Raw genomic sequence first — 20930 nt, forward strand, 5'->3', positions numbered from 1 at the left:
ATGTAATATTATTTTTCTTCAACCTGTTTACCGGAAGATTCCGGTCCTACATCTGAATGATCAAGCTCAAGTAGGTATTCTGCAATTTTACTTGCTTCTTCTTCAGAAACTAGGTTGACCGGCATTTGGTTACCTGGCTTCACTTCTTCAGGATTAACAATCCAATCTACTAAATTCTCTTTCGAAGGTTCTAAAATACCTGCAATTTTTGTGCGATTGGCAAAGTTCGTCAAGTTAGGTCCTTGACCTGCTGCTCCATCTCCAATTGCATGACAACCCATACAGCTGTTTTCAAATAGCTCTTTTCCTTCTTGTGCTTCAGCAGTTTCTGGTTCTGCTTCAGGATCAACATTTTGCATGTCTTCCTTCCACTGGTCATATTCTTCAGGGCTGACAGCGATAACACGGAAGTCCATCAATGAATGTGATTCTCCGCAAAGTTCAGCACATTTACCCCAATAAACGCCTTCTTCATAGGCTTCTAAGTACATCGTGTTATCATTATCTCCAGGGTTTGTATCCATTTTACCTGCAATAGAAGGTACCCAAAAGGAGTGTATGACATCACTCGATTTCATATCTAAGTATACTCTTTCTCCAGTAGGAATATAGAGATCTTGACTCGTAGATATTTCATCATCAATATAACTAAAGTGCCACCAGAACTGATTTCCTGTGACTTCAATGCTAGTCACATTGTCATCGCCCTTCGTAGATTCATCTGCTAAATCGAAGGTCGCTTGTACCGTTGGAACGGCAAGCACAAGTAGTAAGATGATTGGTATAACAGTCCAAATCACTTCCAATGCTTTATTACCTTCTGTTTGTTTAGGTATAAAATCTTCTTGACCTTTCTTTTGACGATACCGAATAAGTACATATGTGTAAATTGCCATAACAATTACAAATACAAATAACATTATTGCGATACTAATCATCATTAGATCAAATATTAGTTCCGAGCCATATCCTTTAGGCTTTAGTGCACTAAGGTTTTCAACCCCACACCCTGATAGAATAAGGGTAAGTGCCCCAAACAAGAAGAATGACCGAAATTTTTTCATCCAACCTCTCATTGAGTGATACCTCTCTTTCTCTTTTAAATGATGCTTTTTTTATATTGGAACTAGCTCATAAGTATGAGCTAGTTTCATTAATAAGGAAAAGGTAACGTAACTAAAACCATCGTTACAAATAGGATGGTCAAGTAGTTTAAAGAATAAACAAACATCCATGTAGCCCATTTGTAATCATCTTTCATAAAAAAGCCTGCAATTCCTAAGATCAGCCATCCTAAGGATAATGTAAAGGCTATCACCAAAAATACACTTCCAAGTGAAGCTAAATAAATTGGTAGCGGTAGTAAACAAGCTACATAAATCACTATTTGTCGTTTTGTCATTTGAAAACCATGAACAACAGGCAACATAGGAACACCTGCGGCTTTGTAATCATCCTTCTTTTTCATAGCTAAAGCTAAAAAGTGAGGAGTTTGCCAAATGAACATAATCATAAATAACATTAAAGCCTCTAATTGTAGACTTGGATCAACAGCAGCCCAACCTATTAAAGGTGGAACAGCGCCGGAAAAGCTTCCAACAACGGTATTTATGGTATATTTTCTTTTTGACCACATTGTATATAATATAACATATACAAACCATCCAAACGCACCAAAGATGGCTGCTGGTATTGTGGTAAATGAAAGAATAATAATTCCTATCACGGAGACACTTATACCCATCCATTTAATCACATTTATGGGTATGGATCCGGTTACTGTTGGTCGATTATCAGTTCGAGACATTAAAGGATCAATATCTCTATCATACCAGTTATTTATTATACATCCACCAGCGATTACGAATGCAGTTCCAAACATAGTCAATAAGAAGGTAACCCACTGAAAGCTGGATCCAGTAAAATAAACAGCTAACCAGAACCCTGTAAAGGTAGTGATTAAATTGGAGTTTATAATCCCGACCTTAATTAAGCTTTTTATATCAGCTAGTAGTGAAGTTTCATTGACAGTCGAATTTATTACTTGTGTAGCAGGCGTATCAACTGTTCTAGGATTGTCCATCGAAATATCTTCCCTCCTTCTCCTACTTCACACCCGTAGTGGCTATCAAGCAGTCATCAACTCCTGTAAAATTGTAACTTCCACAAGAAACATCAAAATAATTGTATCACGGAATAACTGTTCTATCTATTTCTACATTACAATTTTATTTTTTTGTGACAAATTTGTGAAAGCGTGTCGAGTTTTTAATACACACTTATATATTACTAGCAAAATCTCCCTTGAATTGCAAGGTTTTTATTATAAGTAATAGGAACAATTTTATGTACTGAATGACTCCATACTAGATTATTAAGGGCTACAGATGTAGAGGTGAAATTTTTAAGAGGTCCAAATTAATTTCCATAAACTACCTTCAGATTTTATTAAAACTTGGTACAAAGTACTCTTCCTGGAGAAGTTTGATTGTCGAAAATCAAAAGCAAAACCTGGCTGTTAGCCAGGTTTTTACTATTATTCAAATTCGATTAACAGATCCCCCACATGGATGGCTTCATTATTTTTGATATAGATTTCCTTAATTACACCATCAAACGGAGCCTGTACAGTGGTTTCCATCTTCATAGCTTCTGTGATCATTAGGTGATCACCCTTTTTCACCTTTTCACCTTTTTCAGAAATCACTTTAATAACGGTTCCAGGCATACTAGCACCTATATGCTTTTCATTCGCTTTATCAACCTTAGGTCTTTCTTCAACTGTAGATGTTACATTTAAATCTTTCATTACTACTTCACGAGGTTGACCATTTAATTCGAAATATACGGTTCTCGTCCCATCATCTTTTGCTTCACCAACGGAAACTAGTTTGACAATTAACGTTTTCCCTTGCTCGATCTCCACCTCAATTTCTTCACCAAGTCTCATACCATAGAAAAAAGTAGGTGTATCCAGTACCGACATATCACCATATTGTTCAGTGAAATTTTGGTAGTCCATAAACACTTTAGGATACAAGGCATGGCTGATCGTATCAAAGCTTGTAACTTGTCTCCCCAACTTATGAAATAACATTTCCTGCAATTCTTTAAAGTCTACTGGATCAAGAAGTTCCCCGGGTCTTACCTTAATCGGCTCTCTTCCTCTTAGAATGATGCGTTGCAACTCTGCCGGAAACCCTTCATAAGGTTGACCCAAATATCCTTGGAATAATTCTACTACACTATCAGGAAAGGCTAATGAATCGCCTTTTTCATAGATATCATCTTCATTTAAATCATTTTGCACCATAAACAGTGCCATGTCACCGACAACTTTAGATGAAGGTGTAACTTTAACAATATCTCCAAACATATCATTGACTCTACGATACATCCTTTTCACTTCATCCCATTTATGGGAAAGACCGACAGCACGGGCTTGCTGCTGTAGATTACTATATTGCCCTCCTGGCATTTCATGATGGTAAACCTCTGTATGAGGAGCCATCATCCCACTTTCAAAATCACTGTAAAACTTCCTCGTATCTTCCCAATAATGACCTAACTGTTCATATGCTGAAATATCCATTCTAGGTCTGCGTTCATTGCCTTCCATTGCATAATAAAGGCTATTTGCACTAGGTTGAGACGTCAGTCCTGCCATAGATCCCGTCGCCACATCGACGACATCTACTCCAGCTTCAATCGCACGTGCGTAAGTAAAAATTCCATTACCACTTGTATCATGAGTGTGCAAATGTATAGGAATATCAATTGTTTCTTTCAATGTTGAAATAAGTTGATAAGCTGCTTCAGGTTTCAGCAGTCCTGCCATATCTTTAATGCCAAGGATGTGTGCCCCAGCATCCTGCAATTCTTTTGCAACATTTTGATAATACTCTAGATCATATTTAGGTCTTGATGAATCTAAAATATCCCCCGTATAACAAACAGCCGCTTCTGCAACTTTACCATTCTCTCTAACAGCATCAATTGTAAGTTTCATGCCTTCGACCCAATTTAAACTGTCAAAGATTCTGAACACATCAATCCCGGCATTTGAACTTTTTTCAACAAACTCACGAATGAGGTTATCCGGATAATTTTTATATCCAACCGCGTTTGAAGATCTTAAAAGCATTTGAAATAACACATTAGGAGCCTTGTCCCTCAATTTAAGGAGTCGTTCCCATGGATCCTCATTTAAGAACCGATAAGAAACATCAAACGTTGCTCCGCCCCACATTTCTAAAGAAAATAAATCTGGTAGAAGTCTAGCAGTTGGCTCTGCAATCGTTTGTAAATCTTTAGTTCTTACCCTCGTAGCTAATAGGGATTGGTGTGCATCTCTAAAGGTCGTATCTGTCAAAAGTACTTCCTTTTGGTCTTTTAACCAGTTAGCTAGCCCTTCAGGTCCCCGTTTATCTAAAATTTGTTTCGTACCATGCGGAATATCTTCTGAATATTTAACATTTGGAATTCGCGGATTAGGAATCGTAGGTTTTTTACGGTTTCCGGTTCCTTCAAAGCCATTAATGGTACGATCAGCTATATATGTGAGCATTTTTGTTCCACGGTCTTTTCGTTTCGGAAAAACAAACAGTTCAGGTGAACGATCAATAAATGTTGTGTTATATTCACCAGATTGAAAGTTCTTATGTTGAATAACGTTTTGAAGAAAAGGTATATTAGTTTTGATACCTCGAATTCGAAACTCTTTTAAATTCCTAATCATTTTGTTGGCAGCTTGATCAAAGCTTAAAGCCCAAGTCGATACTTTAACGAGCAAAGAATCATAAAAAGGAGAGATGACTGCACCTTGGAATCCATTTCCTGCATCTAGTCGGACTCCAAAACCTCCACCAGTACGATAAGCCATAATTTTACCTGTATCTGGCATAAAATTATTTAAAGGATCTTCTGTTGTAACCCTTGACTGAATGGCATACCCATGAGTCTTTATCTCACTTTGTCTCGGAATCGATATAGGTGGGTCGTAAAGGTTATATCCTTCCGCAATCATAATTTGTGACTGAACGATATCGACACCTGTAATTAGTTCGGTAATGGTATGTTCTACCTGAACTCGTGGATTTACTTCGATAAAGAAAAACTCATCACCTGTAACTAAAAATTCGACCGTCCCTGCATTAACATATTTAATGTTATCCATCAATTTAACAGCTGCATTACAAATGTCTTGCCTCAACGTGTCACTTAAGGAAACACTCGGTGCCACTTCAACTACTTTCTGATGTCGCCTCTGAACCGAACAGTCTCTTTCATATAAATGAATAATATTCCCTTGAAAATCACCTAGGATTTGCACTTCGACATGTTTAGGTTCCTCAATCAACTTCTCAACATATACTTCATCACTACCAAAAGCTGCCATTGCCTCTGAACGCGCACGATCATACCCATCTTCTAAGGTCTCTGCACTTCGGACAATTCTCATTCCTCGACCGCCGCCGCCCATAGACGCTTTAATCATAACAGGATAGCCATTTTCATTTCCAAATTGTCTTATTTCATCTAAACCGCCAACGGGTCCATCACTTCCTGGAATGATTGGAATGTCTGCAGCAACAGCTTGTTCTCTGGCTTTAACTTTATCACCAAACATGTCCAGCTGATTACTCGTTGGTCCGATAAAGGTAATTCCTTCTTCTTCACAGCGCCTAGCAAAATGAATATTTTCTGACAAAAATCCATATCCAGGATGTACCGCGTCGACACCAACACTTTTAGCAATTTCAATAATACCCTCAATATCTAAGTATGCATCGATTGGTTTTTTTCCTTCTCCTACTAAATATGCTTCATCAGCTTTATATCTATGATAGGAACCTGTATCTTCTTGTGAATATACAGCAACAGTACGTATATTCAACTCGGTACATGCACGAAAAACACGTATAGCAATTTCTCCACGATTTGCCACGAGAACTTTGTTAATTTTCTTTAACTCTGTCATGATTTCACTCCTTGTTTAATTGTGCGATCATTATTTGTGCTATGAACGGGTTGCCTTAATGGTTCATACGTTTCTTGTCTTTCTGATTCTTTCACTTTTACAGTTCTTGCTATATTATTCAATATACCTAATGCCAACATCATGATGAGTAAGGAAGAGCCTCCATAGCTGACAAGTGGAAGAGGTACCCCAGTTATAGGAAGCAAGCCACTCATAGCCCCCAAGTTAATAAATGTCTGAATGGCAAACATCGAAGAAATACCTAACGCTAACAATGCTCCAAAAGGATCTTTACACCGCCAAGATATGTATAATCCTCTCAGGATAATTAGGCTCAATAGTCCGATTGTTATAACCACACCTAAGAAGCCAAGTTCTTCAGCGATTACAGCCATAATAAAATCCGTATGAGGTTCTGGAAGATATCCAAGTTTCTGAACTCCTTGCCCCAAACCTTCCCCGAACAAACCACCTGTTCCTATTGCTACATAGGATTGAATTAATTGATATCCCTCTCGATCTGGAGAATCGAAAGGCTCATAGGCTCCCGTAAACCTCTCGATCCTTTCATCTGTAATCATTTGACTTCCTGCTAAGCCTATAACTGCAGTTGAAAATACGGCTAATAGTAAAATGTGTTTACCTTTAATCCCTGAACACATAATAACAACCGTTGCGATCATACCGATAACAGCTGCTGAACCTATATCAGGCTGTCTAATAATCATAGCTAAAATTGCTACTGTGATTACTAGTGGTGGTAAAACTGCTTTAGCAAAATCTCCAATATATTTTTGCTTGTTTGCATAAACAGAAGACAGATAAATAATTAAGCCCAATTTAACAAACTCTGCAGGCTGAAAATTCATAAGTCCCAGATCATACCAAGACTGAGCATTATTTTTTGTTTCGCCAAAAAAGAATAACCCTGCTAAAGAAAGGATCATAAATAATACAGCAAGCTTGGCTAAACGCTTTAAATGTCGATAGGGTAAGATAGTGGCTATGAACATTAAGATGACTCCTATTGAACCCCACTGTAGCTGCTTAATTAAAAAGTGATTGCTTTCATAACCATAACGAACCGGACCATAAACCATACTAGCGCTATAAACCATGACTGTTCCAAATGCCACTAAAGCAAGGGGAGCGAACAATAAGGTGAAGTCATAAGTTTTCAAACGTTTCAACATAATATTCATCCCTACTAACATATTAATTTCTTGATCTTCTTCTTAAATTCCTGCTTTTTTTGTCAAATTTTTTATGTAATTTTTTGTTCAGATCACAATTATTGGTACAAAAAAACTCAAATCACAACATAAAATGTCGCAATTTGAGTTTGCCTTCTCACGAATTCTGAGCAGCTTCATGTAAGACATTAAGTTGCTTTTCTAAGTTATCAAGAATTGACTTACCCTCTTCTTCACTGATTAAATCAAGACGAACCGCGAAATGAATTTCACGTGATAGTCCAAACATCTGTGTATCCAAAACTTCTTCATATAATGGACATTGAGGCATAGTTAAATTGTCCATTTGTACCTTTATTAATCGCAATATTTTATCAGCATCAGCTTTTAGAAGGGCATAGGCCTTTTCTCGGTGATCCACAGCCACATCAGACAACATAAAGATCCCCCTCCATTTACAATCTATCTTCTTATAATAGTATCGTCTTGGATAAGAAATTGCAACAAGGGAATCGACTAATTAGTTAAAATATTGATAGGTCATAACGATTCGACAAAACCTCTAATAATTTTAAACCAACTACACTGTTTCCCTTTTCATCTAAGGATGGTCCGTACACAGCAATACCCCCAAAACTATTTAAAGATGCTACTACTCCACCGGATACCCCGCTTTTAGCTGGAATACCAACTTTAATAGCAAAAGAACCCGAAGCGTCATACATGCCGCAGGTGACCATGAATGTTTTACAAATCCTTGCAAAGTGTTTTGGAATGATCTGTCTTCCTGACTGTAGATTTTTTCCTTCATTAGCAAATAATGCTCCAATTTTTGAAAGTTGCTGTACGTTTACATCAATAGAGCACTGTTTTGTGTATACATCCAATGTTTCTTCAACACTTCCTATAATTACACCATCTTGTTTTAAATAATAGAGTAATGAACGGTTTAAGAACGCAGATTTAAACTCTGACAAAGCAACTTCTTGATTCACTTCTATAGATTGATCTCCTGTCATTTCGTGAATAAAACTTAATAATCTGCCTACTCTTTCATCCGGTGTACTTCCTTTTATCATATTTGAAACAGCTAGCGCCCCTGCATTGATCATAGGATTTAATGGCCTGGAAGGTTCATTTTGTTCTAACCTGTAAATGGAGTGAAAAGGATCTCCTGAAGGTTCCATTCCAACTTTGCCAAAAACAAACTCTTCCCCATTGTCTATTAAAGCAAGGGCTAAAGCGATGACTTTCGATATACTCTGTAACGTAAAGCACTTTTCCACCTTACCTGCATGGATACAGTCTCCATCTAAATAATAGATCGAGACAGCTAAATCTTCAGGGTTTTGTTTAGACAATGCAGGGATATAATCGGCGACTTTTCCATCAAGGGCATATTGTCGTAAATTTTCAAGGCAACTTTCCAAAACTCTACTTGTTATTTTTTCTTTCATAAGAACCTCCTAGTGAAATCGACTTCATTTTTTGCTATGCTTTGTAATGTAGTTATTTAATTAGAAAGGTGGCCGTTCTCTTGATCGTACAGATACTCGGAAATGTAAGATACCCTATTACATTAGACCCCACGGTTTGGATCTTTGATGATCGTAAACTTACTTATGATGAGGTATTTAATCCTTCAGCTGTTTCTGAAACAGAAGTTGAAGATAGTGAAGATGAAATAAAAAGAAAATCGTTGCGCTTTGACAGGGAAATTTATCAACAAAAAATTAACCCACCCGTAAATAAGAGCATTAACCGTTATGAAAAAGAGCGCATTTTAAAAGAAACTTTTTTAATGCCTATAAAACCATTTATTCATTCAAGTGAACCTGAAGCTAACGTTGAAGAAGTATTACTTGTTACTAATAATGGAGAACACACATTAAATGCTGACCGTTTTGCAGACGGACTATTATTATTCTCTAAAAACGGAAAACCATTAAAAGAGGATGGTCCAGTCCATTTATATTTTTCAGATGAGACTGAACAACAAAGTCCAATTACAGGGATTACAAAAATCATTCTTCAATGAAATGCGTAATATCATTGGATAGGTAATAGTGAAATTATTAAAATAAGCTAACCACCTATAAAAAATAGGTGGTTAGCTTATTTTAATATGAAATAATTTATTCAACAGCTTCCTGATTCCTGATTCCAGTTTTCATTTTTGAATAATATTTGTAATAAATCACAAACTATACAAAAAGAAGCGAGGGGTCAAAATGAAATTCATTTTCATAATTATAGGATGCTTACTCTTTTTAATGGGATGTCAGCAACAGGAAGAAGACTCTCTATTACAAGAGAAAAGCAACACTAATACTAATATGCAATATGTAACAAACTCAGATCCGGTGACTCCTGAGAAAAAATCAAACCAGGAAACAGCAAGATATCTAGCTAAATTAGCGGCTAAAGTACCTGATGTTCAAGATGCGACAGCTCTCGTAGTAGGAAATTACGCAACCATTGGAATTGATGTAGATAAAGACCTAGACCGCTCGCGTGTAGGTATAGTTAAATATTCAGTTGCCGAAGCAGTCAAGGATGACCAGTATGGAAAAGATGCCTTAATTATTGCCGATGCTGATGGAGTTGAGCGAATTAGGGATTTAGGCGATAAAATGGCAAAAGGACATCCTATTGAAGCAGTTACAGATGAATTGAGTCAAATAGTAGCCAGATATTTACCTGAAGGTCCTGTAGAAGAATCACCATCAGAAGAAGATCAAAACAAAGAATCCGTACCGCAAGAAGAGCAAAAACAAATCGAAGATATTCAGAAAGAACAATCTACTGAACATTAAAAAAGCAACAGCTAAATCCTTAAAGGATTTAGCTGTTGCTTTTTTCAAGAATTTCTCTTTCTTTTTCAGTCAAATCATTATAGTATTGAACACCAAACTGAGATCCTTCAGAAACCATCTTAGAATTCTCCGGATTGGATACTTCCGGCTGCCCAGCTTCTTCAATCGGCAGGTCATCACCGTTGTTAAAGTTTCCCTGAATTGATTTCGCTTTATCTACGACTTTTTGGCGTTTTGATTCATCCTTCATTAAGTAAGCTGTAGCACCACCAGCAGCTGCTCCGATTGCTGTAAAAATCCAACGTTTTCTCACACTATCACCCTTCCCTAAATTTCTTTATGTTAAAGTATTCCCCGAAACATTTTATTTAAAACATCAAATGCGTGTCACTATAAATCATGTTATGATAAAAGATAAATGAAAGAGGTGATCAATATGCGTGTTAAATGTGTGCTATGTGATTCAATTAACACTATTGATAGTTATTGCTTACAGGCTAAAAGATTACGTAACCGCAGGATCACCACGTATATGTGCCCAACTTGTGACGAAAGAATTCGTGTGAATACAGAGAAACGTGTGAATTCAGGTCATTTCCGATTTAATCGTGAAAAAAAACAAGAAAAACATTTATCATAAGATATACGTGGACGAGTTATTTCAACTTTATAAACGAATCCCCCCGAACTACGAGTTCGGGGGGATTCCTATGACTGCTCGCTTTGTTTACGTCCTCCACGTTCTTTATGCAATCGAATACGATAGATCCCAAGTATTAAAGCAGCTACAAACATGCTTTCAGCGAGCGGCAAATTCAACCCTAAGATTAATGTTAATATAAATGTACCTATAATCAGCACAGCATAGACAATAATATTTTTCATCAGGGGTAATTTTTTAGCAAACCCTAGCTTAAACGTAATAATTGTCAATATTAATATTACTAAATACAATAGAAAAAATGAGCGAACTAGCATAGCCATTTCACTCTCATCATTAAAATTCACTTCGCTGCCCATACCATTAAAAAACAAATCTGCTACCGGCCATAAATCAGTTGGTACTTCTACTGTAGACATCTCTGTCATCGTGCCCCCCCCCTTACTACCCACTTTCAATGCTCTTCATATCATACTAAATCATAGCATTTTTTTCTACCTCGTCAATCATTGAAAAATACTACAACCGTTTTCAACTTTGAAATATTGATTTATAATATAAAAATAGGAGTGAAAATATGAAAAATATAAACTGGAACTCAATACTACTGGCAAGTTTTGTCATAATAGCTTTTATTTCAGTAGGGTTCGCCCTTGGTCAAGAAGTCTTCTGGCTTGCCGGACTTTTCTTATTCTTAGGATTTGCTATTATGGGATTTGGAATCTCTAAAAAGAAAAAACAAAATGCCCATTAAAAAACGCTGCCCAAGGGCAGCGTTTTTTTAATTAAATCATTTTTTTAATTCAACAAAATTTCGGATGACTTCTGAGTGGATTCGAGGATGACTAGCCAACATTGTTGTACGATTAAGCATGTCTATATCTTTACCATCAGCTGTCGTTACAAGTCCACCGACTTCATTCACAATAATTTTCCCAGCAGCCACATCCCAAGGCATTAAGCTCATCGTTAAGTAGCCATCCATAACACCTTCTGCTATGTACGCTAATTCCAATGCGGCAGAACCGTAAGATCTTGTACTTCTTATTTTTTTAACTAGATCTAGTAATTTATTATGGTTTACATATGGATTTTCAGGAATTAACCATGTAGTATTTAATCCAATTATGGATTGTACAAGCAACCTTTGGTTAGTAAGTTCGGCTAGCTTGACCTCATTTTTATAAGCACCTTCCCCACGTACAGCTGTATAAAGAACATCTTGCATGACATCATAAATAATGCCTATTTCTCCAACCCCATCTGCATATACTCCAACTGAAATAGCGAAGTTTCTTTTTTGGTGAACAAAGTTCATCGTGCCATCAATCGGATCTACTATCCAAACAACACCATTTAAATCCTTGATATCATGGCCAAAACCTTCTTCTCCAAATAACTTATGCTCAGGAAACTCGTCCCTAATACTTTCAGCGAAAAATTCTTCTGTTTTTTGGTCCATTTCAGTAACTAAATCATTTGCGTTTGATTTAGTTTCTATCGTTCTTGGATGATCGATTTTTTCTCTAATTTGTTGACCTGCTTCGTTTACAAACGCTTTCGCTTTTTCAAATACCAGTTCTCTTTCTTTCTTATCCATAAACAAGATCGGCTCCTTCATAATAAAGGTTATCTATTAATCATATCAGAAAAAGTGAATTTAAGATAAAAGTGTACTTCTTCTGTGAATTATTGTGAAAGTGTGGACCCGTGGAAAGCAAGCTTTTTTCTGCCATCTCAAACTCCATAAAGTAAGCGGACCGTCTACTTATCCAACAACCAGAGGCGTTAGTTAAGAAATGAAAAATAATTATTAGCCATAAGATGCTATTATTTTAACTGATCATTATAGATAAATGCTGGTTACAACAATAAAAAAAGGTATGCGAATTTAATAAAGAATTTGCATACCTTTTAGGTTGCGATTTACTTTTTGTACTGAAACTGACCTACTCACTACTTACGTTGCTCTTCTTTACTCTGACCATTCAACAAGTTGCTTATGAAGGTTTAGTAACCTTTTTTTACATTTTTCTATTTGCTCTTTGTCCTCAGCTTTCATAGCATCGTGTAATGAAACCAATTCATAATCAATTTCTATACGGATTACGGGGAGCCTCTCCTCAGCTTCTCTTTTTCGTAGTGCCTCCATAACATGTTTCACTTGCCTTTCCTCCCTTTTTTCATCCTTATTTATATATATGTCCTTAACCTTTCGAAGTTTCGATAAGATTACTTATTTATAACCTATTTTCTCGATCATAAAACTTTTAAAACACATTATTTAATGGATCGTTCTTTCATGTGGTAAACTCTTGAGTAGATTAAATAGGAGTTGAGCAGATGAGTGAATTTAAAGGATTTACACAAAATGATTTTGACATTTTCAACATACCTGGACTCGAGGATCGCATGGAGAAGTTAAGAGAAAATATTTCTCCTAAATTAGAAGCGATTGCTACAGAATTAGCTCCAGATGTTACTGCAATGACGGGGGATGAAATGTTTGTTCACGTGGCTAGGCATGCCCGGCGAAAAACGAACCCTCCTAATGATACATGGGCGGCAATAGCATCTAATAAACGTGGGTACAAGAAACTTCCTCACTTTCAAATAGGACTTTGGGGGACTCATGTTTTTATATGGTTCGCGGTGATTTACGAAAGTCCCATTAAGGAAGATTATGCTAAAAAGTTACTCCGAGATAAAGAAGAAGTTCTTTCTTTAGTACCGGAGAATTTTGTTTGGTCTATTGACCATACGAAGCCTGAAGCAATAAACCACTCAGAGGTTTCTAACGAAAAATTCATTAAAATGCTTGAGAGACTTGAACAAGTGAAGAAAGCTGAATTACTTTGTGGCCTCAACATATATCGTGATGATGACCGATTAAAAGATCCAGACCAATTCCTACAACTATGCCGTGACACTTTTCAGACATTAGAACCTCTTTATAGATATGCAAAATAAATGAGCCTCCCTATTAGGGGGCTCATTTGCTCATTTTTATTCTTCCATTATCTTGAGATTCTCGTGCCTTTTTAACCGTTTGATAACAAGAATAACTTGATTCCTTTTCAAATTCCCCACACAATTTTTTTTCTTCGCTTTTTGAGGGAACAACTTGTTTAAACCTCGTATAAGCTAACAGTATCTCTTCTTTTTTTACACTCGATTCATATGCTTGCTCCACCATTGAATAAAAACTAACAACATCAATAATCTCTTCTTTTGACCAAAAAACTTCATCAATTGGATAACTATAACTCATTTTCCATCTCCTTATTTACGATTGCCATGAAGTACGTATAGCTTCTGCTTCTTTAATGATTCTATCAAATAATTGATTTACTGTTGGGATATCACGAATTCTGCCAGATACTTGTCCAGCCCATGCAAATCCTTTATTATCTGCTCCCCCACTAATATATCTTTTATTTGCTTCTCCACTTATATACGGTTGGAGAGCTTCGTACCCTGGATGGCTTTTCTCCATTTCAACTATTTGTTCCGTCCAAGTATTCTTTAACGCTCTAGCTGGAGCCCCAAGGGAACGTTTTATTACTATTGTAGAGTTCTCATCTGCATGAACTAGGGCTTGCTTATATTGATCATGTGCATGAATACATTCTTCCGTAGCAATAAAGCGTGTTCCCATTTCAATTCCTTCAGCACCTAAAGCTAAAGCAGCCATTAACCCCTTTCCATCGCCTATACCACCAGATGCAATAACAGGTATGTTCACAGCTTCAACTACTTGAGGGGTTAACACGAAGGTACTCACATCATCTCTACCTATATGCCCCCCTCCTTCCTGTCCCACTACCATAACTGCATCAGCGCCTAGTTGTTCAGCTTTAACTGCTTGACGCTTTGCAGCTACCAGTACAAGTGTTTTTATATTGGTCCCTCTAATCATTTCAAAAATAGGCTGGGGATTCCCACCTGTAATTGATAATACAGGAACATCTTCATCGATTGCCACCTGTACCATTGATTGAAAAGGGCGACCATGTTGACCAATCGCAAAATTGACACCGAATGTGTTAGAAGTTAGTCCTCTCATTTTATGTATCTCATCCCGCAAATCTTGCTCGCTATCCATACTCATAGCTGTGATTTGACCTAGTCCTCCAGCATTGGAAACAGCTGAAGCTAACTCCGAATAAGCTAAGTGAGCAAGACCTCCTTGAACGATCGGATACTTTATAGCTAAAGCATCAGTTATTCTCGTCTTCCAGTTCATAATGACAACCTCCTTTTTATTTAGTTTATCACGAAGTATTATCTATTAAAAAAACTAGCCACAATCATATAACTTTGCTATAATTCACTTGCTTTTATCACGTATTAACAGACAAGTGAAATTTTCACTATGCTAATATTAAGAGGTGTTTTTACTTATGGACCAAAATCACACGCCCTTATTTACGGGCCTAAAAAAACATGCATCAAATAAACCTGTCCAATTTCATATACCTGGTCACAAACAAGGGAAAGGTATGGATGATGAGTTTTCAGCTTTCATAGGAGATCAGGCGTTATCCATCGATTTAATTAACATCGAACCATTAGACGACCTCCATCGTCCTCACGGAATAATTAAAGAAGCACAAGAGTTAGCCGCAGAAGCTTTCGGGGCTGATTACACCTTTTTTTCTATACAAGGAACCTCTGGAGCAATAATGACTATGGTCATGAGCGTATGTCACCCTGGTGAAAAAATAATTGTACCACGGAATGTTCATAAATCTGTGACTTCAGCAATCATTTTCTCAGGTGCCGTACCCATTTTCATACATCCCGAGCTAGATGATCGTTTAGGGATCTCGCACGGAATAACTCCTGAATCAGTTCAAAAAGCCTGTGATGCCCATCCTGATGCGAAAGCCGTACTCGTGATTAACCCTACTTATTTCGGTGTGACCGCTGACCTTAATCAAATCGTGGAAATATCCCACGAATATAATATCCCTGTATTAGTAGATGAGGCTCATGGGGTACATATCCACTTTCATAACAGACTACCCACGTCCGCCATGCAGTCCGGAGCAGATTTAGCTGCAACAAGCGTCCATAAATTAGGAGGTGCCTTAACACAAAGTTCTGTTCTTAATTTAAAAGAAGGATTGGTTTCCCGTGAACGTGTGCAGGCTGTGTTGTCTATGCTTACAACTACTTCAACTTCCTACATCTTACTTGCTTCTTTAGATGCAGCTAGAAGACACCTAGCGATTCGCGGATACGAGATACTCGAATCCACTCTGAAACTCGCCGATTATGCTAGAAGTGAAATTAATACACTAGAAACTCTTTACTGTGTAGGCGAAGAATTATTAGGGAGTCCTGCTACTTTTGATTATGACCCAACGAAATTAATTATATCGGTTAAAAACTTAGGAATAACGGGTTATGATGCTGAAGTTTGGCTTAGAAATAACTATAATATAGAGGTGGAATTATCTGACCTTTACAATATTTTGTGTATTGTGACTCCAGGGGACTCCACTACAGAAATTAATTGTTTAATTTCCGCACTTAGTCACTTAACAGCTGAAGTTAGTAATAAACAGGCTATAGAAGATTTTCCGGTTAGTGTACCGGAAATTCCTAGTTTGGCTATAACACCTCGAGAGGCTTTCTATTCAGAGACTGAAATTGTTCAATTTACAGAATCGGTAGGTCGGATTAGTGCCGAATTTATTATGATTTACCCACCAGGCATTCCTATCTTTATTCCAGGTGAAATCATTACTATGGAGAATATAAACTATATTAAGGAAAATGTTGCTGCAGGGCTTCCAGTACAAGGTCCTGAAGATGATAGCCTGCAAACAATTCAAGTAATCAAGGAACATCGTGCTTTTCAATAAAATCAGCGATGAACATAAAAAGGGTGGCCAAAATCATTATTTGGCCACCCTTTTTCATTTATTTATTCGGTTGGTTGCAAGTCGGACATTTACTGTATAAAGTTGCTACTTTCTCATTATCAAAATGTTCAATCACTTTTTGACACTCTTGGCAAACAATAGTACCCATTTTGTCATCCCATCCTTTTATTCAGAATTTGTAATCGCTTTCAACATAACTTTATTTTAATATGTCACATTGAAAAAATCAACCCTTTTAGTATAACTTTTTTATTAATGTGACATACTAATAGTTCGTTCTTTTAAAATATATGAGATTAAGTTAAAAGGCTTGTTAAACGTTAATGTTGGTATTCACCTGATTTGAGAAAGAATTTTTTTCAACCAACAAGCAGTTATGTGGAATAAAAGTTAGGAACAGCATCATGGTTCCGTCGTTAGAAACAGAGAAAGGGCTCTGGGAAACGATTCGCTTTCTGCGGACAAACTAGTCAGGTCTCCTCACTTCGCTATGGGGGATAGACCTGTGTGCTTTTCCCGAGGGAGTCTCACCCCCTCCCCTTCTTATCATTGATATGAATGCAACCGCACTATAAGTACTTGTATACAACCCTCCCATTCTTATGAAAGCAATGCATATTAAAGTAGCCAGTTAAAGAATATTAAGAAGAAAAATGGCTTGGAATCTCCAAGCCATTTTTTACTGTGTATTTTAATAGTGAAAATTTTGTGCTTATAGGTGAGATTAAACTTGCGATTCATTGTTCTACATATTACTAAACACATTAGTATGCTTTCCGTTCTTAATCCACCTTTATTAGCGAAGGATCAAGCAGTTTATAACCTTTATTTTTAAAACCTTCTACAATATCTGGAATTGCCTTTGCTGTCCAGTCACGATCATGCATAAGCAAATTAGCTCCAGGAACAAGCAATTCCGTATTCACCATAATATCAGCCAATTTTTCTGCATCCTGATACTCTGCTTCCCAATCATAACCGTACGTCCAATTCATTAAGAGCATTCCCTCTTCTTCAGCCAACTTTTTACTAAAATCTGTATTTTGACCAAATGGGGCTCTAAAGAATCTTGGTCTCTCTCCAATAATACCTTCTATTTGATCATTTAATGCAACAATTTCTTTACGCTGTTCTTCTTCAGAAATGTTCTGTAAGGATGCATGAGTCATTGTGTGATTTCCAATAGGAAAACCCATCTCATGAATCTCCCTCAAAATATCTTTTTTTTCAGAGGTGTTAATAAAATGTCCATTAACAAAGAAGATTGCTGGAGCGTTTAGTTCAACTAATTTTTCTGCCATTTGCAATGCATTCTCATCAGGTGCATCATCAAAAGTTAAGAGTACTACTTTTTCCTCTGCGTCATCTATGGGCTCAAATCCCCAAACGTTATTCATTGTATACTGAGGCTCAGCTGGTTTCTCTGCCACAACTTCTCCCACCTCATCTTCTTTCGTTTCCTCCTCGTTCTCTTTATCATCTTTTTCTTCAATCTGTTCCTCTTGTTCCTCTTCCTTAAGTACATCATCTACCTTTTGCGCCTCACTGTCACTGCATGCTACTAACAAAAAAAACATCAAAAGTACACTGAAACTATATTTCATTATTCTTCCCCCAAATATTGTATATGTATGTTTTTATTATAAATGCAAATCAATAAATTTTACTATCGTTTTTTAAACTTTTCATTTATAATGACAAAATGTGACTTATGGACCATGTGAAAAAATTTACGTACAATCCGAAAAGTTGACATCTGATCGAAAAGAGTTTTATCCTGTTAGAGGTCTATAAATATAGGCTTTTGTTGAATTCTCGTACATCAATCAAGAATTCTATTCTCGAGTAACACATTTTTTACTCTACATTTTTCGACGTTCCTTGTTTCGGGAATTAATTAGAGGGTACTATACTTATTATATATCTCAATTCATGAAATTTTTCTCTACTTACTACCCTATGAGTGACGAACTATGTATATCCCCATTATATAAATGAATTAGGTGCATGAAAGAAATTGAGTTACAGATAATAAAGCATCAGACCATAATGATATTAATTTGAGAAGAAAAAGATAAAGAGTTTCTCGCATTCGGTTACCTTCACAAGAATTGAGATGATGAAAGCCACTTTTATATAATGGGATGTTAATACTTTTTACCGAGAAGATGAATGTATTGCTGGACAGCTTATAACCGAATGAGGGCTCGTAATAAAACGGAAAGGATGTTTGGTATGCAACAAGTTACAAAAGTATTCTACATTTCTGTTGTTGTAGCAATTTTGTTTATAATATGGGGAACATTGCCTGAGTCATTGCTACAATCAGCAAACCTTTCAAATGTAACTACAAATGTACAAGGGTTCATAACAGATAAGTTTGGATGGTTTTATTTATTAACCGCAACAGGCTTTCTCATTTTTGCTATATATTTAGTTTTTTCTAAATACGGAAAGCTCAAGTTAGGAAAAGAGGATGATGAACCTGAGTACCCTTATATCACCTGGTTCGCCATGCTATTTAGCGCTGGTATGGGGATAGGACTTGTCTTTTGGGGGGCAGGTGAACCTTTATCCCACTTCCATTCACCACCTGGTGTTACTACAGATCCTACAAGTGAAATAGCTGCACAGGAAGCAATGAAATACAGCTTTTTCCACTGGGGTCTTCACCCCTGGGCGATTTATGCTATTCTTGCCCTCGCTCTTGCTTACTTTAAGTTTAGAAAAGGAGCTCCTGGTGTTATTAGTGCCGTTCTTGTACCTCTTCTAGGCGAAAAAAGAATTAAAGGCTGGATAGGTACCACTATTGATTTCATTGCGGTATTTGCAACCATCTTTGGTGTCGCTACATCACTAGGACTTGGTGCATTGCAAATTGCTAGTGGCTTATCTTTCACATTTGATGGAATAGAAAATTCATTTGCTTTACAGTTAATCATTATTGTAATCGTAACGATCCTATTTATGACATCAGCTATGACTGGTTTAAACAAAGGAATTAAATACTTGAGTAATACAAACATTGTTCTAGCGCTACTACTCTTGCTTTTCCTATTGTTTGCAGGTCCAACGAACTTCATAATGGATTATTTCACGTCTACGTTCGGTTCATATATTCGCGATCTCCCTTATATGAGCTTTAGAATGACACCATTTGCCGAGGACAGCACATGGGTTTCCGACTGGACGATTTTCTATTGGGCTTGGTGGATATCTTGGGCACCATTTGTAGGTACGTTTATTGCCCGTGTTTCTAAAGGTCGTACGATCCGAGAATTTATTACTGGTGTATTACTTGTACCAACCATCTTTGGAGCTCTATGGTTCTCCGTATTTGGAGGTACCGCCATTAATCTTGAGTTCTTTGAAGGAATAGATATATACTCTGATGTGAGCGAATTAGGATCTGAAGTTGCTCTATTCTCAACCTTGCAGCACATTCCTCTAGGTGGAGTCATGTCTATTATAGCCTTGTTGCTCATTAGTACTTTCTTTATTACTTCTGCTGACTCAGCTACATTTGTATTAGGAATGCAGACTACGAATGGTAGTTTAAATCCTAATATAAAGGTTAAGTTCGTTTGGGGTATCATTCAAGCTGGAGCTGCCGCAATCTTACTGTGGCAAGGTGGTCTAAGCTCATTACAGACCGCTGCCATTATCGCAGCCTTTCCATTTACTTTTATTATGATCCTTATGTGCTTTTCCCTATTTAAAGAATTTCAACAAGAAGGTAAAAAAGTTAATTTGAAGAAAAAATAATTAAGATAAAAGGATACTCTCACTTGTGAGAGTATCCTTTTTCATATTGCATTATAGAATGACAACCTTATTAAGAAGAAAACAACGTTCTTTCATTATAATGACAATTGTATAACATGACCACTTTCTTCTTATTTTTTTGTTAAGGTTTTAATTGAGAAGAAGGAGTGGTATTTATGGTCAGAGTAGTAACTTCAATACTTATATGCAGTTTCTTTGTATTCACTTTATCAGGATGCGATACACACGGTGAAATAGTAAAAGTTATAAGTGCACAGCCTTCTGATTACGATATAAGCTTATACGGTCATCCAGATAATAAAGATCAAATGAATGATTATATGTCTGCCCTGTTAAATTGGAAGACAAAACAAGAAGATGAACGGTTTCTTTCCTTTAAACAGTCAACCATGAATACTGAGGATATCAATCTATCAACTGATCAACTGCCAGCATTAGTTATATCAAAAGAGGGAAAGCCCATTCAAACTATAACTGGCGAAGTTAGCGATCGTAATGATATTTTAAATAAATTAGAGAGCACTATTGCTCTTTCTGGTAACCAAAAAAACTCCTAAGCCTGATTTATAGGCTTAGGAGTTTTTATTAACTCTAACATCT

At 36.7% G+C, this 20930-nt stretch carries 22 protein-coding genes; 8 read left to right on the forward strand and 14 right to left on the reverse strand.

Annotated features, from left to right (window positions below; all coding sequences use genetic code 11):
- Window positions 1-8 precede the first annotated feature (8 nt).
- The 6 genes from coxB to glsA form a co-directional block, all read right to left on the reverse strand.
- A complete protein-coding gene (gene coxB, locus ACFQIC_RS05620; protein WP_204707935.1) occupies window positions 9-1076 on the reverse strand; it encodes a cytochrome c oxidase subunit II in 1068 nt (355 codons plus the stop codon).
- A 77-nt stretch (window positions 1077-1153) separates the two neighbouring features.
- Complete coding sequence (cyoE, locus tag ACFQIC_RS05625; RefSeq protein ID WP_204707936.1) at window positions 1154-2083, reverse strand: heme o synthase; 930 nt, start codon at window positions 2081-2083, stop codon at window positions 1154-1156.
- 453 nt (window positions 2084-2536) lie between these two features.
- The gene (gene pyc, locus ACFQIC_RS05630) at window positions 2537-5980 is read right to left on the reverse strand and encodes a pyruvate carboxylase (protein ID WP_204707937.1); all 3444 of its coding nucleotides are present in this window, start codon (window positions 5978-5980) and stop codon (window positions 2537-2539) included.
- Entirely contained in the window at window positions 5977-7173 is a 1197-nt protein-coding gene (ftsW, locus tag ACFQIC_RS05635) for a putative lipid II flippase FtsW (RefSeq protein WP_204707938.1), read from the reverse strand. Before ftsW ends, pyc begins: the two co-directional genes overlap by 4 nt.
- A gap of 157 nt (window positions 7174-7330) precedes the next feature.
- Complete coding sequence (locus tag ACFQIC_RS05640; protein WP_373868064.1) at window positions 7331-7612, reverse strand: Fpa/YlaN family protein; 282 nt, start codon at window positions 7610-7612, stop codon at window positions 7331-7333.
- Window positions 7613-7697: 85 nt separating this feature from the next.
- Window positions 7698-8630, reverse strand: a complete 933-nt coding sequence (glsA, locus tag ACFQIC_RS05645; protein WP_204707939.1) for a glutaminase A — start codon at window positions 8628-8630, stop codon at window positions 7698-7700.
- Between the two features lie 80 nt (window positions 8631-8710).
- Here glsA and ACFQIC_RS05650 point away from each other — a divergent pair, with 80 nt between their 5' ends.
- Complete coding sequence (locus ACFQIC_RS05650; protein WP_204707940.1) at window positions 8711-9211, forward strand: hypothetical protein; 501 nt, start codon at window positions 8711-8713, stop codon at window positions 9209-9211.
- 193 nt (window positions 9212-9404) lie between these two features.
- On the forward strand, window positions 9405-9989 hold the full coding sequence (locus tag ACFQIC_RS05655; protein WP_204707941.1) for a YhcN/YlaJ family sporulation lipoprotein: 585 nt from the start codon (window positions 9405-9407) through the stop codon (window positions 9987-9989).
- A gap of 28 nt (window positions 9990-10017) precedes the next feature.
- On the opposite strand, the gene ACFQIC_RS05660 is transcribed toward ACFQIC_RS05655, so the two are convergent.
- On the reverse strand, window positions 10018-10302 hold the full coding sequence (locus ACFQIC_RS05660; protein WP_204707942.1) for a hypothetical protein: 285 nt from the start codon (window positions 10300-10302) through the stop codon (window positions 10018-10020).
- Window positions 10303-10425: 123 nt separating this feature from the next.
- Between ACFQIC_RS05660 and ACFQIC_RS05665 the strand changes: the two genes are divergently transcribed.
- Window positions 10426-10629, forward strand: coding sequence for a YlaI family protein (locus ACFQIC_RS05665; protein ID WP_204707943.1), 204 nt, complete (start codon window positions 10426-10428; stop codon window positions 10627-10629).
- Window positions 10630-10697: 68 nt separating this feature from the next.
- Here the strand turns inward: ACFQIC_RS05665 and ACFQIC_RS05670 are convergent, their stop codons facing one another.
- Window positions 10698-11078, reverse strand: coding sequence for a YlaH-like family protein (locus ACFQIC_RS05670; RefSeq protein ID WP_204707944.1), 381 nt, complete (start codon window positions 11076-11078; stop codon window positions 10698-10700).
- Window positions 11079-11227: 149 nt separating this feature from the next.
- On the opposite strand from ACFQIC_RS05670, the gene ACFQIC_RS05675 reads away from it, so the two are divergent.
- Window positions 11228-11404, forward strand: coding sequence for a DUF5325 family protein (locus ACFQIC_RS05675; protein WP_204707945.1), 177 nt, complete (start codon window positions 11228-11230; stop codon window positions 11402-11404).
- 36 nt (window positions 11405-11440) lie between these two features.
- On the opposite strand, the gene ACFQIC_RS05680 is transcribed toward ACFQIC_RS05675, so the two are convergent.
- Both ACFQIC_RS05680 and ACFQIC_RS05685 read right to left on the reverse strand, forming a co-directional pair.
- The gene (locus tag ACFQIC_RS05680; RefSeq protein WP_204707946.1) at window positions 11441-12250 is read right to left on the reverse strand and encodes an inositol monophosphatase family protein; all 810 of its coding nucleotides are present in this window, start codon (window positions 12248-12250) and stop codon (window positions 11441-11443) included.
- Between the two features lie 375 nt (window positions 12251-12625).
- The gene (locus ACFQIC_RS05685) at window positions 12626-12814 is read right to left on the reverse strand and encodes a hypothetical protein (RefSeq protein ID WP_204707947.1); all 189 of its coding nucleotides are present in this window, start codon (window positions 12812-12814) and stop codon (window positions 12626-12628) included.
- 179 nt (window positions 12815-12993) lie between these two features.
- Between ACFQIC_RS05685 and ACFQIC_RS05690 the strand changes: the two genes are divergently transcribed.
- Window positions 12994-13620 carry a YktB family protein gene (locus tag ACFQIC_RS05690; protein ID WP_204707948.1) on the forward strand — a complete coding sequence of 209 codons (627 nt, stop codon included), beginning with the start codon at window positions 12994-12996 and terminating at the stop codon, window positions 13618-13620.
- Window positions 13621-13642: 22 nt separating this feature from the next.
- Here ACFQIC_RS05690 and ACFQIC_RS05695 read toward each other — a convergent pair whose 3' ends face one another.
- Together ACFQIC_RS05695 and ACFQIC_RS05700 are read right to left on the reverse strand one after the other, a co-directional pair.
- Window positions 13643-13921: a UPF0223 family protein gene (locus ACFQIC_RS05695; protein WP_204707949.1), complete on the reverse strand. Its 279-nt coding sequence runs from the start codon at window positions 13919-13921 to the stop codon at window positions 13643-13645.
- Window positions 13922-13936: 15 nt separating this feature from the next.
- Window positions 13937-14896, reverse strand: coding sequence for an NAD(P)H-dependent flavin oxidoreductase (locus ACFQIC_RS05700; RefSeq protein ID WP_204707950.1), 960 nt, complete (start codon window positions 14894-14896; stop codon window positions 13937-13939).
- A 157-nt stretch (window positions 14897-15053) separates the two neighbouring features.
- On the opposite strand from ACFQIC_RS05700, the gene ACFQIC_RS05705 reads away from it, so the two are divergent.
- On the forward strand, window positions 15054-16523 hold the full coding sequence (locus ACFQIC_RS05705) for an aminotransferase class I/II-fold pyridoxal phosphate-dependent enzyme (RefSeq protein WP_204707951.1): 1470 nt from the start codon (window positions 15054-15056) through the stop codon (window positions 16521-16523).
- Between the two features lie 58 nt (window positions 16524-16581).
- Here the strand turns inward: ACFQIC_RS05705 and ACFQIC_RS05710 are convergent, their stop codons facing one another.
- A complete protein-coding gene (locus ACFQIC_RS05710; protein ID WP_204707952.1) occupies window positions 16582-16692 on the reverse strand; it encodes a GapA-binding peptide SR1P in 111 nt (36 codons plus the stop codon).
- A gap of 634 nt (window positions 16693-17326) precedes the next feature.
- Window positions 17327-18148, reverse strand: coding sequence for a polysaccharide deacetylase family protein (locus ACFQIC_RS05715; protein ID WP_204707953.1), 822 nt, complete (start codon window positions 18146-18148; stop codon window positions 17327-17329).
- 631 nt (window positions 18149-18779) lie between these two features.
- Between ACFQIC_RS05715 and ACFQIC_RS05720 the strand changes: the two genes are divergently transcribed.
- A complete protein-coding gene (locus tag ACFQIC_RS05720; RefSeq protein ID WP_204707954.1) occupies window positions 18780-20309 on the forward strand; it encodes a glycine betaine uptake BCCT transporter in 1530 nt (509 codons plus the stop codon).
- 176 nt (window positions 20310-20485) lie between these two features.
- Window positions 20486-20887, forward strand: coding sequence for a hypothetical protein (locus ACFQIC_RS05725; RefSeq protein ID WP_204707955.1), 402 nt, complete (start codon window positions 20486-20488; stop codon window positions 20885-20887).
- Window positions 20888-20930: the final 43 nt, after the last annotated feature.

The sequence above is a fragment of the Halobacillus seohaensis genome, assembly GCF_042663045.1.
Classification (GTDB): Bacteria; Bacillota; Bacilli; order Bacillales; family Halobacillaceae; genus Halobacillus_A; species Halobacillus_A seohaensis.

What these genes read in the sequence shown, in the direction of transcription:
- ACFQIC_RS05720 (WP_204707954.1), top strand. Translation starts at nt 18,780, where the DNA reads ATGCAACAAGTTACAAAAGTATTCTACATTTCTGTTGTTGTAGCAATT.
- ACFQIC_RS05695 (WP_204707949.1), bottom strand. Translation starts at nt 13,921, where the DNA reads ATGAGTTATAGTTATCCAATTGATGAAGTTTTTTGGTCAAAAGAAGAG.
- ACFQIC_RS05705 (WP_204707951.1), top strand. Translation starts at nt 15,054, where the DNA reads ATGGACCAAAATCACACGCCCTTATTTACGGGCCTAAAAAAACATGCA.
- ACFQIC_RS05725 (WP_204707955.1), top strand. Translation starts at nt 20,486, where the DNA reads ATGGTCAGAGTAGTAACTTCAATACTTATATGCAGTTTCTTTGTATTC.
- glsA (WP_204707939.1), bottom strand. Translation starts at nt 8,630, where the DNA reads ATGAAAGAAAAAATAACAAGTAGAGTTTTGGAAAGTTGCCTTGAAAAT.
- coxB (WP_204707935.1), bottom strand. Translation starts at nt 1,076, where the DNA reads ATGAGAGGTTGGATGAAAAAATTTCGGTCATTCTTCTTGTTTGGGGCA.
- ACFQIC_RS05710 (WP_204707952.1), bottom strand. Translation starts at nt 16,692, where the DNA reads ATGGGTACTATTGTTTGCCAAGAGTGTCAAAAAGTGATTGAACATTTT.
- ftsW (WP_204707938.1), bottom strand. Translation starts at nt 7,173, where the DNA reads ATGTTGAAACGTTTGAAAACTTATGACTTCACCTTATTGTTCGCTCCC.
- cyoE (WP_204707936.1), bottom strand. Translation starts at nt 2,083, where the DNA reads ATGGACAATCCTAGAACAGTTGATACGCCTGCTACACAAGTAATAAAT.
- ACFQIC_RS05670 (WP_204707944.1), bottom strand. Translation starts at nt 11,078, where the DNA reads ATGACAGAGATGTCTACAGTAGAAGTACCAACTGATTTATGGCCGGTA.
- ACFQIC_RS05690 (WP_204707948.1), top strand. Translation starts at nt 12,994, where the DNA reads ATGAGTGAATTTAAAGGATTTACACAAAATGATTTTGACATTTTCAAC.
- ACFQIC_RS05715 (WP_204707953.1), bottom strand. Translation starts at nt 18,148, where the DNA reads ATGAAATATAGTTTCAGTGTACTTTTGATGTTTTTTTTGTTAGTAGCA.
- ACFQIC_RS05700 (WP_204707950.1), bottom strand. Translation starts at nt 14,896, where the DNA reads ATGAACTGGAAGACGAGAATAACTGATGCTTTAGCTATAAAGTATCCG.
- ACFQIC_RS05655 (WP_204707941.1), top strand. Translation starts at nt 9,405, where the DNA reads ATGAAATTCATTTTCATAATTATAGGATGCTTACTCTTTTTAATGGGA.
- ACFQIC_RS05665 (WP_204707943.1), top strand. Translation starts at nt 10,426, where the DNA reads ATGCGTGTTAAATGTGTGCTATGTGATTCAATTAACACTATTGATAGT.
- pyc (WP_204707937.1), bottom strand. Translation starts at nt 5,980, where the DNA reads ATGACAGAGTTAAAGAAAATTAACAAAGTTCTCGTGGCAAATCGTGGA.
- ACFQIC_RS05680 (WP_204707946.1), bottom strand. Translation starts at nt 12,250, where the DNA reads ATGGATAAGAAAGAAAGAGAACTGGTATTTGAAAAAGCGAAAGCGTTT.
- ACFQIC_RS05675 (WP_204707945.1), top strand. Translation starts at nt 11,228, where the DNA reads ATGAAAAATATAAACTGGAACTCAATACTACTGGCAAGTTTTGTCATA.
- ACFQIC_RS05640 (WP_373868064.1), bottom strand. Translation starts at nt 7,612, where the DNA reads ATGTTGTCTGATGTGGCTGTGGATCACCGAGAAAAGGCCTATGCCCTT.